This window comes from Plantibacter sp. CFBP 13570, assembly GCF_014841395.1.
Lineage (GTDB): Bacteria > Actinomycetota > Actinomycetes > Actinomycetales > Microbacteriaceae > Plantibacter > Plantibacter auratus.
On record NZ_JACYTW010000005.1, the window covers coordinates 96,806 to 111,275 of the forward strand.

Sequence of the window (14,470 nt, forward strand, 5' to 3'; positions counted from 1 at the left end):
GCAGCCTCCCACTCCAGATAAGTGTGGTCCCCGTCGACCGCACACCAGCACGGCAGCCTCACTGTCTCCCTCGACTTCGTCGTCGCGAAGAGCTCGAAGTGCAGGGCGCCGAACAGCATCGGATCAACCCATGGCATGGCGATGGGTTCGGGAGAGTCGTCAAAGGACGAGATAGCAGGCAACATAACTCCTTTGGGTAGAGATGGAAGGTCGCAGATGTAGACCACGTCGACAGTCGTTCGTGACGTCGCCTTGCTCGAACCGCGACCGTGACAGCGTGGAGATCCTGCCCGTCGGGAAAGAGCACTCGGCGCGTCACATGAAGTGCGGGGTTCGGGCTCCGCAACGGGAATCGTGAAACACACCTAGGCACTGACGAATCGAGCCGCCATGGGCTCGCGGGTGGCGCGGCCCGAATGCCCCCGCTCCCAGACGACGATGGCCGACCCAATCCACCTCTCCACGCACTCCGAATACCCCCCATCTGGGCCTCACTGACGAGACCCGATTGATACCCGGGGGGGGATCATGACGAATTGCATTTCTACGGTGCTCACTCAGCTCGCAGCTCAGCGAAACAGATTGATCGCGCTGCTACGGCCGCACTGCGGCCATCTCGACCCCGAAGACCTCATTGCTGAAGCGACCCTGCGCTTGGCTGAACGTCTCGCGGCCGGCGAGCAAACACCAGAACACCCGACCGCCTATGTACTGCGTTCGGCGAAGAACCTCGCCATCGACCACTACCGCTCAGCTCGCGCACGCGAAATTTACCTAGACCCCCACGACACGGCGCAAGAACCGCTGCTTACCCACCACGACGACACACTCCGCCACCGAATCGAGATCGGCGGCGACGCCGCCCTTGTCCGTCAAGCATTCCTCGGCCTCTCCAGCGAGCAACAGCGCATTCTTGTCGAGACAGCCGTCCACGGCCGCCCACCCAGAGATCTCGCCTCGGAATTCGGCACCCGCGCAGCCCTCATAGCCACAGCAGCGCACCGCGCCCGCCGAGCGCTCGGCAATGAAACACTTCGGCTCCTCCTCATGCGAGGAGACACTGAATGTCAGCGCCATGCCAGGCGGATCTCCACCAGAGCCGCGACTCTCCCCAGACACGCAGCCAACCATCTGTACAGTTGCAAGACCTGTCAGGAACACGTTGACGAATTCAACGCACTCAGGACCGTCGCGGAGTGAGAAGTAGAGACCCAGACGACGGCCGCTCACCTCTCCGGCTCGACGCAAAGGCCAAGTGATCGGACGACTGACTGTCGCATAATCGCTCGTTTCGGGGACGAGGTCCGGAACACCTCCCAGTTGAGTGCGTCTCGTATGCCAGTAGAAACATCGACGACTCGATGTCAGCCGATTCCCACGAAGTATCTAGCGGTCATCGGCGGCCCACTGCTGATGCCCGCACCCGTGCCCACCGGCAGGTTCCATCTCTCAAACTCGTTGTCACCACCCGCTGGTCTCTCCGCAGTCTGGTCACGGTCGGTGCCCCAAGTTGCACTCGCGCGCTCGGCCCCATTAGCTCGGCGATGAGTTGTGCTCGCTGTCCCGCACAGTTGTCAATCAGAATCGACGGGTCCAAGGAGGGGAAGCACTGCGCCTGGCTCGTGGGCGATGATTCGGACGTACCGGTTGGGTCCAGAGAGATCATCGCGGAGCAAGAGGCCCCCGATATGGAGCTGGCTTCCTGAGCGCACGACTTCACCCACGAGCAGTCGAGTGCGACTGATCAGCCTCGAAGCCACGATGACTCGATCTCCGGCCTGCACCAGCGCTGGGTCTCTTACGGTTGGGTTCTCGGTATCAGGGATGCTCATGGTTCGGTCTCCGTCGCTGCGTGGTGCCGCGATCCTTCGTGTAGGTAGCTCTGTAGACGGTGACGGGGGCGAATCGTGACGGCGTTCGAGCGGCGACCACCGCCGCCGCATCTGGTGCATCGTTGGCGGCGACTATCCGCTTTACGAAAGTGCGTCGCGCACAGGCGTCACAAAACGGGGTCATCGTCGTCTGAACTGGTGGGCTTCACGAGTTGCCGTCATCAGCGCTTGTTATGCGTTGCGGTTATCCGAAGAGCTCTGAACCTGATAGCCACCTGGCCTCGAGAGGACCCGATGAACAGCTTCCACCTCTTTCGGAGCGATACTCCGACTGCGATCCGACGGCGAGTAGCCGATGAGAGACTAGGCGCCTCGCGCGGTTTCGCTCGACTCGTGCACTATCCGGCGGCGCGTGAAGTCCGTCTACACGCTCCCTCGATCCGGACAATCGGCATGATGCTCGTCATGATGCTGCTGGTCTCTTTGCTCTCAGCGTTTCAGATGATTGCCGCCCCGACCGCGCGAGCAGCAACAGTCTCATGCACGAATACGATCTACTCAGTCGACTGGGACTCGGGTAACGTCCTACAAATCGCGTTGGGATCGAGCGGCCAGGCCGCTAACGCAGCAGTCAGCACAACGGTCGGTGATCTCGGCGCGAACGGCACCGCTCGCTACAACGCACTGGCGCTCTCATCGGATGGAACAACGCTGTTCGCGGCGGACCAGACCACCGGTAACTTCGTCTACCGCATGGACGTCACGACCGGGGCGGTGCAAGCGTTCCCTGTTTTGGCAAATATCTCCGGGTCAATCATCGGCGGCGCAGTGAACCCGCAGAACGGTTACTACTACATCCTCACTTACGGAACCACGCCGTCGCTCTACGCGTTCAATCCGACCACCAACTCATGGATTGGCCTTGTCGCATCGTTCTCGGGGACAGCGGCCGGCATGAACGGAACCAACATCTCCGATTTCGCTTTCGACTCAAATGGAATCGGGTTCTTCACCGCCAATACGACATCGAACGGGCACTCCTTGTACCGTTGGACCGGCCCGGTGCCAAGCGCTGCAGGCAACGCCTCCCTCGTTCCAGTCCTCATCACGCCCAACCTGCTTGCAAACGACAATGCCATCGGATCCTTGGCGTTCGGGTCAAACGGAAACCTCTATCTGGGCCAGATCGCCTCCCCGCAAATCACCCAGCTCAACTCCACTACGGGTGACGTCATCGATCGTTCCGGAGCGCCGATCCCTGGCCGACCAGTCGACTTCGCATCCTGCTCCTCACCGAACACCCTGACGGTGCAGAAGAACATCGTCAGCCGGGCACAAGCAGCTGACCAGTTCGCCATGAGTATCGGCGGCTTGCAGACTCCAGTCACAGCGACCACAACCGGAACATCGACGGGCGTCCAGGACCAACGAGCGGGAACCGTAGTGGTGGCGCCCGGCGAGTCTTACCCCGTCTCCGAGACCGCATCGTCCGGCGCTTCGCTCACCGACTACTCCACCACCTGGCAGTGCCTCAACACGGCTGGAGCTGTCATCAGTTCGGGCGACGGCGCATCCTTCACCTACTCGCCGCCCCCGTCCGTAGGTGGCCGAGGACAAGCAGTGACATGCACTTTCTCGAATGCGGCCCTAACACAGGCGTACACCGTCACCAAGTCGGCGTCCACACCCACAACAGTTGCGGGCGCCACGCTCACCTACACCGTGACAGTGCAGAACACGGGAGCTCGCGCGTACACGAGCAACAACCCCGCGTCATTCACCGACGATCTGACCGACGTCCTCGACGACGCAACCTATGCCAACGACGCCACTGAGGGCGCAACCATCACTGGGAACACCTTGTCGTGGGCCGGCACACTCGCGGTCGGACAAACACGGACCATCACCTACTCCGTCATTCCCAAGACCCCCGGTCAAGGCAACGCGAACCTCATCAATGCGGTGACCCCGACTGGCACCGGAGGCACGTGTGCCACGCCTGGCGGATGCACGACAACCACCCCGGTGCAGGCACTTCGCATTTCAAAGGTCGCCGACCAAAGCGATGTCGTTCCGGGCCAGACGATCGCCTACACGGTGACGGTGCAGAACACGGGCGCCGTGGACTACACCGCCGCCGATCCCGCGTCGTTCTCTGACGACCTCACCGCCGTGCTCGACGACGCAAGCTGGGACGACAACGCGACCGCAACCGCAGGAGCGTTGTCCTTTACCAGCCCGACCCTGTCCTGGTCCGGACCGATCGCCGCAGGCGAGACGGTCACGGTCACCTACTCGGTCACTGTCAACGACCCGCCGTCGGGCGATTCCCAGATCGATAACGCAGTGACCTCGACGACGCCGGGCAACAACTGCCCGACCGGAAACACCGACCCTGCGTGCATCGTCCAGATCCCCTCCGGCTCCTACACGGTCCAAAAGGCTGCCTCGACGGGCGTGGTGAATCCTGGCGACATCGTCACGTACACCGTGACCGTCACGAACACCGGTGAACAGGCCTACACGGAGACGGACCCCGCGTCCTTCTCCGACGACCTCACCGCTGTCCTCGACGATGCCACGTACAACGACGACGCATCCGCTGGTGCCACTGTGTCCGGAAACACGCTGGCGTGGTCCGGGGCCCTTCCGGTCGGTCAGAGCGTGGTCGTCACCTACTCGGTGACCGTCAACAACCCCGATACGGGCGACAAGACCCTCACGAACACCGTCGTCCCCACCAGCCCAGGCGGCCGTTGCCCGACCGCAGGGGACTGCACGACCACAACGAACGTGCGTTCCTACACGGTGGAGAAGACCGCGTCGACCCAAACCGCTACCCCAGGTACGGTCGTGACCTACACGGTCACCGTGACGAACACCGGCACTGCGGCATACACGACTGACGCGCCCGCGTCGTTCTCGGACGACCTGTCCGCAGTCCTCGACGACGCCACGTACAACGACGACACGACGGCGACTAGCGGCAATGTGAGCTTCACGTCGCCAACCCTGTCATGGTCAGGACCGCTGGACGTCGGTTCACCGGTCAGCGTCACGTACACGGTCACCGTCAACGCTGCAGGGACGGGAGATAAGACCCTGACGAACACGGTGACGCCGACGGCTCCAAGCGGTACCTGCACGACCGAAGGCGGTTGCACGACGACCACGCAGGTCCAGTCCTTCACGGTCGATAAGACGGCATCGGCATCGACCGTGACGCCCGGTTCTGTGCTCACCTACACCGTGACCGTCACCAACACCGGTCAGATCGCATATACGGCCGAGGCCCCGGCATCGTTCTCGGACGACCTGTCGGCGGTCCTCGACGACGCCACGTACAACGACGACGCGACGGCCGGGGCAACTCTCTCCGGCAACACCCTGTCGTGGTCGGGCGCTCTGCCGATCGGCGAAACGGTCACGGTGACGTATTCGGTGACGGTGAAGCAGCCGAACACCGGCGACAACGTGCTCACGAACGCGGTCACTCCGACCGGTCCTGGTGGGGCGTGTGCGACCGAGGGCGGGTGTGTGACGAACACACCGGTCCAGTCGATCGCATTCACGAAGACCGCTGACACGACCGAGGTCGTGCCGGGTGCGACGGTGACGTACACGATCACCGCGACGAACACCGGGCAGGTGGATTACACCACCGACGCACCGGCAACGTTCACCGACGACCTGTCGGCGGTCCTCGACGACGCCGACTACAACGGCGACGCCAGCGCAACCGGCGGCGCAATCATCTACACCGCACCGACGCTCTCCTGGTCGGGTCCGGTCGCCGTTGGAACCACGATCACTATCACCTACACGGTGACGGTGAACAGCCCCGACACGGGTGACTCCCGACTCGAGAACACCGTCGTGTCGGAAGCACCTGGCGGCAACTGCCCGGCCGGTAGCACCGATCCGGCTTGTGTCGTGGAGCTCCCCTCCGGGTCGTTCTTTGTAGAGAAGACCGCGTCGTCCGAGTCGGTGACGCCTGGTTCGTCACTCAGCTACACCGTGACCGTCACCAACACCGGTCAGGTCGCGTACACCACCGACAAGCCGGCATCGTTCTCGGACGACCTCACCGCGGTGCTCGACGACGCCACTTACAACGGCGACGCCGCAGCGTCCGACGACACCGGCGTGGTGTCCTTCACCACGCCGACCCTGTCGTGGTCTGGCGCTCTGCCGGTCGGCGAAACGGTCACGGTGACGTATTCGGTGACGGTGAAGCAGCCGAACACCGGCGACAACGTGCTCACGAACGCGGTCACTCCGACCGGTCCTGGTGGGGCGTGTGCGACCGAGGGCGGGTGTGTGACGAACACACCGGTCCAGTCGATCGCATTCACGAAGACCGCTGACACGACCGAGGTCGTGCCGGGTGCGACGGTGACGTACACGATCACCGCGACGAACACCGGGCAGGTGGATTACACCACCGACGCGCCGGCAACGTTCACCGACGATCTGTCGGCGGTCCTCGACGACGCCGACTACAACGGCGACGCCAACGCAACCGGCGGCGCGATCATCTACACCGCACCGACCCTCACCTGGGCTGGTCCAGTTGCAGTCGGCACGACCGTGACCATCAGCTACACAGTGACGGTGAACGACCCGGACACCGGCGACAAGATCCTCGCGAACACCGTCGTCTCCAACGTGCCCGGCTCGAACTGTGTTGAAGGCGTCGGGGACCCGAACTGCACGAGCACGGTACCCGCCGGATCATACTCAGTGGCGAAGCAGGCGTCGACGACGTCCGCAGTGCAGGGCTCGACGATCACCTACACGGTGACCGTCACCAACACCGGGAGCGTCTCCTACACCGACGCGGCACCGGCATCGTTCCGAGACACGCTGACCCAGGTGCTGGATGACGCCAGCTACAACGGCGACGTCACGGCCACGGCAGGTGCGGCAGCCTTCACAGCGCCGAACCTGTCGTGGTCGGGTCCGCTGGCGGTCGGTCAGGCCGTCACGGTGACGTACTCGGTGACGGTCAACAGCCCGGACACCGGTGACCGGAAGGTCGTGAACGCGGTCGTGCCAACCGGGCCCGGTGGGTCCTGTTCGGTGGGTGCGTGCACAACCACCACTGATGTGCCGCCCGGACTCCTCGTCCACACCGGCGGCAGCAGCTCAGCCGGCGTCACCGGGCTGGGCGGATTCGGTGCTGCGGTGCTCGCGCTCATGATCGCGTTGGGTGCGGCCTGGTCGTTCTCCCGCCGACAGGCGCGGAGCTAGGCGTTGGAACGACAGATCGACACTCGAGTGCGCCGACGGTGGTTCATCGCCGGCGGCGCACTCGCCGCACTCGCGCTCACGACCGGGATCCTCGCCGCCACCGGAGCGTTCACCCCGGGTCCCAAGGACTTGAACGGCAACCCTGTCATCTACGAAGCGGACGCCGTCCCGAATCCGGCCGCGTCAGCGGTGCCCGATGGCAGCGGCCGGTTCGTGGCGTCCACTGTCGGCCTCGATGTCCCCGTCGGGTCCCTCGACGCTGTCGACGGCGTGGTGACACCGCCAGGGTTCACCTCCGCCTACCTCATCAGGAACTACGGTGTCACCCCGAAGGAAGCGGGCCTGGGAACCGTGTACGTCGTTATGCACTCACTGCGCAACGGCGGCAACGGTCCCGGGAACGCGCTCATCGACGTCGAGCAAGAGAAAGCGCGTCTGGTCGCTGGCGACACGATCGACGTCGACGATGTGGCCTACCGGGTGACTGGCAGCCAGCACCTCTCGAAAGATCAGCTTCCCTCGAGTGAGATCTGGGCTGGCACCCCGAACACACTGGTCGTCATCACCTGTCTCCAACGCCCCGACGGGGCACCATCCACAGACAACCTCATCATCACCGCTGAACGGGAGCAGTAGGAGCATCCGACAAGATGCTGATGAGGGCTTCACCCCGCGACCGCAGTCATCGGGTTCTGCGGTCGCGGCGGGCTGATTCTCAGTCCAGGCGGGCGGTACGACATCGGGTTCGTACCGCCCGCCATTCTTCGTGTGGTGACCAGTCTCGATCCCCGACCCGCTCACTGCTGAGTTTCTCGGCATGCGCCGCGCATCCGTCCAGTCGAACTCGGACATCGACGAGTCGGAAGGATGCGGCGAGGTGAGCCGGTGGTTATGGAACAGTGATGGTGGCTGCTCGAGGCGGGCCGAAGCGTTCGCCGGAGGTGTTCCGAAACAGCACGGTGTGTGATCCGGGCTCTCCCCAGGAGTACTGCTGCTCCCACCGGAATCGTCCATCCGCAGTCGTAACGACGTCCCAGGAGCCGGCACCGGTTGTGGACACCTGCACCGTCGAGCGAGCTGGGCCGGACGCGGTGACGGTGAACCTGGCGGTGCCGTCGGCGCCGGGGGGTGCTCCGGTGATGGTCGTCTGGACAGCCGGCGCGGAGAGCGAGAAGGTGCCGCTTGTCACTGCAGATTGGATTCCCTCGGGGGTTATCTGGGACGCGGTGACCTCGCCCGCACCATCACGGAACCCAGTGAGCTGCCCGGTCAACCACACTCCGTCCGAACCGGCGATAACGCTCACGGGCGCACCATCACCATTGCCGACCGTCACCGTTGCACCAGGCGTAGCGGTCCCCGACACGATCGGATACCACAAGCCCGCCTGCGCACCCGCGCCAGTGTCGATACTGCTGATGACCGGGGCCAGCGCCTCGCCGCTGTCTGGACCGGGGTCGGCTGACGGTGTCGTCCCGGGAGTGGATGGGGCGTTGGATGGGCTGGGAGACGGAGTCGGCGCCGGTGTCGGGGCAGATGTTCGAACGGGCTCGGTGGGCCGTGCGGTTCCAGTTTCCCCATCGTCGCCCACCGTCCGAGATCCGGCTGGTGTTGACGGGGCTCCAGTGATCGCATCGACGGCGTATGTCCCGGCCCCGATGACCACGAGCGCTAGCGCTGCGAGCAGGATGACCGTTCGATTGTGTCGTTCGGGAATGGTGTGTGCGCTTGCCGGGGCGGGTGCGGCGAACCAGGAGGCGATGGTCGACCCACCGATCAGCGGCAGCAGCGCCCACGGGAGGACCGACGCGACACGGTTCGCTTCGGAAGCGACGACCGTACACGACGCACACGATGCGAGGTGTTTCTCAACTGCAGCGGTTTCGCGCTTCCCCAGCTTCCCTCGGGTGTAGGCGCCGAGATTGCCGATCGTCTGAGCATGTTCCGGGGAAACATCCGCCTTACCAACGTGCGCTTGAATCCAGGCATTGCGGAGACCCTCCCTGGCGCGGACCGCGAGGGCGGAAACCGAGTTCGCCGTCATCTCGAGCAGCGGGGCGATCTGACGTGGCTTCAGCCCCTCCATCTCGGAGTACCAGAGGACCTGCTGCCATCGTTCCGGAAGAGCGCTGAAGGCTTCCGCCACCAGTCCCTTGTCGATGGTGGTCATCAGAGCAGCATCTTCGGTGGTCGGATCAGGCAGGAGATCGGCATCCTCGAGGGAGTCGGCAGTCTTAGCGCGATGCCAGGAGATCGCGACGTTCCGGATCGTGGTGACGAGGTATGCCCGGAACGCTGTCGTTGGGCCGCCGCCGTTTCGGATTGAACGGAGAATTCGCACAAACGCTTCAGAGACAAGATCGTCCGGGTCGTAGCTGGTGGTGAACGATCGCGCCGCGGCGCGGCCCGAACTGGCATAGCGCCGCCAGAGCTCCGCGTACGCCATACTCTGCCCATCGCGTGCCGCCTGCACCAGGTCAGCGTCAGATACTGCGCTCAGGTCAGCTTCGTGGTTCAACATCAGACACTCCGGACGGGTACTTGAAACGGGAGCGGCAACCGCCACCGCGCCCATGACACAGACGTGTTCGGACACGTTTCGTGACGACTGTTCGAAAACGCTTCGGTTTTCGTCTCGGGAGCGCCCAACAGCTGTCCGCCGTCATCGGCCCATCCTGACTGTCACGGAGCGGAAATACTCGAGATCGGCTCGGCACCCGCCGCAGTCCGGATGGTGGCGAAGTTCTTTCGCGGAGCGCACGGTACACACCTTGAGCTCGTCGGGCAGTGGCATGCCATTCGCGAGTCGTTCCGCGAACCAGAGAATCGCTCCTGACACGAGATTTCCAGGGTTGAGGCCGCCACTTACTCGCTGCACAGATACGACAAGCTTCGCGCGTTGAGCCCTCAAACTTCGCCAGAGCCAAAGTGAAATTGTCCACACTCATTTCCAGCGCCTGGTCCCACATTGGGGTCATCTGCTCGTAATTTGCAACACCGCTGGTAGGTGGTAGGCCCCCATTGCTGAGGAGGCAGGTACTCCGCCGGCAGACGAGAGGGGCCGCAGCGTGTTCGGTTCGGCGTCATGGAAGACGCCCCCGTGCGTCTGAGGCACCGACACCGCTGCACGAACTGAGGACTCACATGCCACCCCTACCGCTGACTCCGCAACCGGATCCGATCCTGTCGGGAGCGCTGCACTTCGAAGTGTTCGTCACCACCCGAATGCAAGAGACAGTCCGTGTGCCGTGCTGGTGCGCGGTCGCATGCGAACACAGCTACACAGAATGGGAAGCTGCCGGTCGACCGAACGTGTTCGGGAACGGGGCAGACGATGCCTGACCGCAACCCCGCCGTAACCGCAAAGCGCGCCGTAGCTTGGCGCGCATCTCGGAGGCTCGAGGCCGCAATGCTCAGCGACCTCGCGACCAAGAGCCACGCCCGGGGAGAGCGTCCTCGTGCGTTCGTTGCGTTGATCGCGGGCAACATTCTCGCCGTTGTCGTGCTCGGCGGAGTCTTCACGGGTGCCTCTGCCACGCTCGCCTGTCTTGCGGCCGCCATCCTGCTCAGCAACTCCGGCTGACCGCCACGCCGTGACCTCAGACGGACCGTTGTCATGAACCGGCGCATCGTCCGTCTTAACTATCCCCCGGCTGCTTGTGCGTAGACACGGGACTCCGGGCAGAGCTTCCTGAAAGGCAATGCATGATCAGTCGCAGAGCAGACCCGAGCCTCCCAAGCAGAGAGGACAGCGCACTTCGGACTGACGCCGGGAGCGAAGGTAGACCCTACGGCGCACCGCTTCCCCGATGGAGAGATGCGCGCCGGCGACTCAGCCAGGCCGCTATCGCCAATGCGGTCCTGGAACTTGCAGCGGTCCAACCCGCATCAACGCTCTCAGTCGCAGTCGTAGCCGCACGGGCGGAAATCAACCGTGCCACCTTCTATGCCCACGCGGTCTCAGTCATCGGCTTCCTCCAGGCGCTCATGGCGCTCCGCCTGCGAGAACGTGTACTCGCTGACGAGACCAACAGCGCACCACCCTCATTGAGAACACTTGTAACATCCGTCGTCGCCCACATCGAGCGGTATCGCGCGGTCTATCAGACGGCACTCGCCGACCCAGCCGCCAAAGCCTCGCTCGCTGACGGGGTATCTCTTGAGCTACGAGACAAACTGCTCGAGTCACGGTTGACCATAGAGCCAGACGAGGCGGTGGTCCTGTCCGCGACGGTCAACCAAGCGATATTTCTCGAGCTCGAATCTGAACAGCCACTCTCGGTCGACGTAGTCATCACAAGGCTCGCCTCCGCCGCTCACACGGTCGACCAGCTCCTATAGTTGCCGTCGACGCCGACGACATCGACGGCTCAACGCGGAGCTACGGGAGGAGTGGGCCCCGGATCCCGACACGGACGTCAAGGCCTGTCGGCAGCGGTGGGAGACCAAGCGCCCCGAACAGGTGCGGCCAGAGCGCATCACGTGGTGGACGTTCGCGACCGTGGCGACAGCTTGTGTCATCGTGGCCATCCTCGTCGCGCTGTCCGTCGGCGAGACCACAGCGATTGTGATCGCTGCTGCCGGTGGTCCGCTCTCCGCGGGATTCCTCGCGATCATCCTCGCCGTCGTCCTGCGAATGATGAGGAATGAGCCCGTCGACGACACCGGCCCCCAGACGTTCGACTCTCAATCTCGTGCTCGCTCTCGCATCGGGGACACCCAGTCGCGCGTCTCTTCCCGAGAACGCAGACCGGATCGAGCAGGTCGCAGGTTGCTGCCGTTGCCGGCGCCACGGTGGCTCTTCCTACTGTTTCCCGTCGGAATGGCGTGCGCCCTGGCCGCCGTCTGGAGTCCGGCGCGGCACTACCTGAGTCCAGCCTCGACACGACTCGTCCTCTGGGCCTCACCCGCGCCGATCGGCGCACTGACCCTGGTGGGCGGCGGTGCGTTCACCGCGCTTCCAGGTCTCTACTATTCCGCGGGCGGACGATTCGGCGCGTGGGCGGTCCCGGTCATACTCAGCGTCGTCGTCGGGACGGTCGGTCTCGCTCGTGCTTGGACGACTGGCCCTGAAAATCGGGGACGCGGCCGACCTAGGGCGCGCAGCGCAGCGCAGAACGGCTGACCAACGCAGACTATTCGGGTCGCACGAGCGCAATGTCGTCGGGGTCGGGCTTGAAAATGTCCTCGATGGTTCGTCCGAACACCGCCGACAAGCGCATCGCGATCTTCAAGGTCGGTTCATACCGCCCGTTCTCGAGCGACACCACCGTCTGGCGGGACACGTTGATCCGGCCCGCCAACTCTGCCTGGCTCCAACGGCGCTCAGCACCGAGAACCGGCAACCGGTTCTCAGTCACTTCCCCACCGCCCAGGCGCCCCAGCTGAACGCGACGACCCACACCAGCGCCGTGGCAGCAGCGGGCACTGCAGCCGTCAGCCATAGCAGATCAGCAAATGCCTCCAGCAGCGAATACCCGAACCCCGCGACCACGACGACCAGAACCGCCACCATCGATGCTCGCGCCGCATCCTGGCGCTCCACTCCCTCCGTGTCGACACGGAGCGAGGCACGCACCGTCGTTGCCGCCATTGAGCCGACGTCTTACCGGAGCAGTCCTCGTTACGCCAAGAACGTGGCGAGGTACTCCACACTTGCCCGGCGTACCTCATTCACCACCGCCGAATCCGCTCGGGTCGGGTGATCACAAAACGCCAGACGCATGAGGCAGGGGTCACCGTCTAGAAGCAGGTCCAAAGCTCCAGGGCCGACCAAGATTTGGTTAGGTATACCTATCCTAACTTCATCTTTGCTACAGTCGAAGCGCTCCCCTCCCGCCGAAAGATTGGTCTTCGCTGTGCTCCGCCGGTCCTCCCTCGCTGTCCTCGTCGCCACGTCCGCCCTGCTGCTCGCCTCCTGTGCCTCGACGGGAGCCGCCCCCGAACAGTCCGCCGGCAGCGGCGGCGGCTTCACCCTCGAGCACCCCTCGATCGACGGCCTCGCGATCGACTTCGACGCGCAACCGAAGAACATCGTCATGGACTGCTACGCATACAGCTCGCTGCACGAGTATGGCGTCGAGCCCGTCGCTCTCTTCGGATACGAATGCGACAACCCTTTCGTGATGGGCGATGCCGACATCTCCAACATCGAGGTCGTCGGCACCGACGGAGAGATCGATGTCGAGAAGCTCGCCAAACTGCGACCCGACGCCATCATCGGCCAGGGCACGGCCGACGGCTGGAATTGGTTCGACGAAGACGTCAATGCGCAGATCACCCGCGTCGCGCCGTTCGTGCCGCTGCCGAGTAGCGAGACGATCGAAGGGCGCATCGCCGACACCCGCGAGATCGCCGACTTCTTCGGCGGCGACGTGGCCTCCGATGCGATTGTCCAGTCCGACGAAGACCTTGAGCAGGCGAAGGAAGCATTCAGCGATGCCATCACCGATAAGAAACTGAACCTGATGCTCACGAGCCCCGCCAAGGAGATGCTCTACACCGGCGTCGGCTTCGCGCAAGCTGAACTGCTCGAGGAGCTCGGCGCCACCATCGTCGGCGCCGACGCTCCCAAGACCGGCAACCCGTGGGGCCAGGTCGCGTGGGAGGATGCCTCGACCTACCCCGCCGACATCCTGCTCGTCGAGGGCTACAGCGAAGACTTCTCGTTCAGCTCCGAACTGTGGGACGCGCTTCCCGCCGTGCAGGCCGACCAGTTGGGTGCCTGGAGCTCGAAAGGTGCAATGACCGCCTCGACCTACGCGGCGTGGCTGAACGACGTCGCCGCGCTCGTCTCCTTGTCGACCAAGGTCTCCTGACCTTCCGATGCCCTCGCAGCCCACGGCATCCGTGTCCGCTCCGAACACTTCCCTGTCCGGGGCGGACCCGCGTGCGTCGGCAGCGAGCAATTCGAGCCGACGGCGGTGGATCGGACTGATCCCGCTGGCGCTCCTATGTCTCGCGGCGCTCGCAGCCAGCATGCTCGTCGGTTCGCGCAGCCTTCCGCCAGCCGATGTGGTGCACGTGCTCTTCCACCCCGACCCCGCCGACGCCATCTCGCAGACGGTCTGGCTCTCCCGCGTGCCGCGCACGGTCCTCGTGCTCATCGCGGGCGCAGCCCTCGGCGTCGCCGGGGCCCTGATGCAGGCTGTCACCCGCAACCCGATGACCGACCCCGGCATCCTCGGGGTGAACGCGGGCGCATCGCTAGCGGTCGTTGTGGGACTGGCATTCTTCGGGATGACGGACATCTCCCAATACATGTGGTGGTCGTTCGCGGGCGCGATGATCACCTCAGTGCTGGTCTTCATGATCGGCAACACCGGCTCGGCCCGCGGCAACCCGGTGCGCATGACGCTGTCGGGTGTTGCCCTTGGGGCCGTGCT

At 64.2% G+C, this 14,470-nt stretch carries 10 protein-coding genes; 7 read left to right on the plus strand and 3 right to left on the minus strand.

Going from position 1 to position 14,470, the window contains the following annotated elements; all coding sequences use genetic code 11:
* Positions 1-528 precede the first annotated feature (528 nt).
* The 3 genes from IFT89_RS03440 to IFT89_RS03450 all read left to right on the plus strand — a co-directional run bounded on the left by IFT89_RS03440 (position 529) and on the right by IFT89_RS03450 (position 7,721).
* Positions 529-1,200: a sigma-70 family RNA polymerase sigma factor gene (locus IFT89_RS03440; protein WP_213014149.1), complete on the plus strand. Its 672-nt coding sequence runs from the start codon at positions 529-531 to the stop codon at positions 1,198-1,200.
* Between the two features lie 830 nt (positions 1,201-2,030).
* Entirely contained in the window at positions 2,031-7,085 is a 5,055-nt protein-coding gene (locus tag IFT89_RS03445) for a beta strand repeat-containing protein (RefSeq protein WP_213014150.1), read from the plus strand.
* Between the two features lie 3 nt (positions 7,086-7,088).
* A complete protein-coding gene (locus tag IFT89_RS03450; RefSeq protein ID WP_202938235.1) occupies positions 7,089-7,721 on the plus strand; it encodes a class F sortase in 633 nt (210 codons plus the stop codon).
* A gap of 253 nt (positions 7,722-7,974) precedes the next feature.
* On the opposite strand, the gene IFT89_RS03455 is transcribed toward IFT89_RS03450, so the two are convergent.
* The gene (locus IFT89_RS03455; protein ID WP_202938236.1) at positions 7,975-9,606 is read right to left on the minus strand and encodes a sigma-70 family RNA polymerase sigma factor; all 1,632 of its coding nucleotides are present in this window, start codon (positions 9,604-9,606) and stop codon (positions 7,975-7,977) included.
* Between the two features lie 888 nt (positions 9,607-10,494).
* On the opposite strand from IFT89_RS03455, the gene IFT89_RS03460 reads away from it, so the two are divergent.
* The gene (locus IFT89_RS03460; protein WP_202938237.1) at positions 10,495-10,668 is read left to right on the plus strand and encodes a hypothetical protein; all 174 of its coding nucleotides are present in this window, start codon (positions 10,495-10,497) and stop codon (positions 10,666-10,668) included.
* Between the two features lie 122 nt (positions 10,669-10,790).
* Complete coding sequence (locus tag IFT89_RS03465) at positions 10,791-11,426, plus strand: hypothetical protein (protein WP_202938238.1); 636 nt, start codon at positions 10,791-10,793, stop codon at positions 11,424-11,426.
* Positions 11,427-12,220: 794 nt separating this feature from the next.
* Here IFT89_RS03465 and IFT89_RS03470 read toward each other — a convergent pair.
* Positions 12,221-12,445, minus strand: a complete 225-nt coding sequence (locus IFT89_RS03470) for a helix-turn-helix transcriptional regulator (RefSeq protein WP_307783412.1) — start codon at positions 12,443-12,445, stop codon at positions 12,221-12,223.
* Positions 12,442-12,678, minus strand: a complete 237-nt coding sequence (locus tag IFT89_RS03475; protein WP_202938247.1) for a hypothetical protein — start codon at positions 12,676-12,678, stop codon at positions 12,442-12,444. Before IFT89_RS03475 ends, IFT89_RS03470 begins: the two co-directional genes overlap by 4 nt.
* A 445-nt stretch (positions 12,679-13,123) precedes the next feature.
* Between IFT89_RS03475 and IFT89_RS03480 the strand changes: the two genes are divergently transcribed.
* Together IFT89_RS03480 and IFT89_RS03485 are read left to right on the plus strand one after the other, a co-directional pair.
* The gene (locus IFT89_RS03480; protein WP_202938240.1) at positions 13,124-13,903 is read left to right on the plus strand and encodes an ABC transporter substrate-binding protein; all 780 of its coding nucleotides are present in this window, start codon (positions 13,124-13,126) and stop codon (positions 13,901-13,903) included.
* A 160-nt stretch (positions 13,904-14,063) separates the two neighbouring features.
* On the plus strand, positions 14,064-14,470 hold a 407-nt coding region (locus tag IFT89_RS03485), incomplete at its 3' end, for an iron chelate uptake ABC transporter family permease subunit (protein WP_202938241.1).

Coding starts and splice junctions, on each gene's coding strand:
- IFT89_RS03440 (WP_213014149.1), top strand. CDS start 529: ATGACGAATTGCATTTCTACGGTGCTCACTCAGCTCGCAGCTCAGCGA.
- IFT89_RS03455 (WP_202938236.1), bottom strand. CDS start 9,606: ATGTTGAACCACGAAGCTGACCTGAGCGCAGTATCTGACGCTGACCTG.
- IFT89_RS03460 (WP_202938237.1), top strand. CDS start 10,495: ATGCTCAGCGACCTCGCGACCAAGAGCCACGCCCGGGGAGAGCGTCCT.
- IFT89_RS03465 (WP_202938238.1), top strand. CDS start 10,791: ATGATCAGTCGCAGAGCAGACCCGAGCCTCCCAAGCAGAGAGGACAGC.
- IFT89_RS03475 (WP_202938247.1), bottom strand. CDS start 12,678: ATGGCGGCAACGACGGTGCGTGCCTCGCTCCGTGTCGACACGGAGGGA.
- IFT89_RS03480 (WP_202938240.1), top strand. CDS start 13,124: ATGGACTGCTACGCATACAGCTCGCTGCACGAGTATGGCGTCGAGCCC.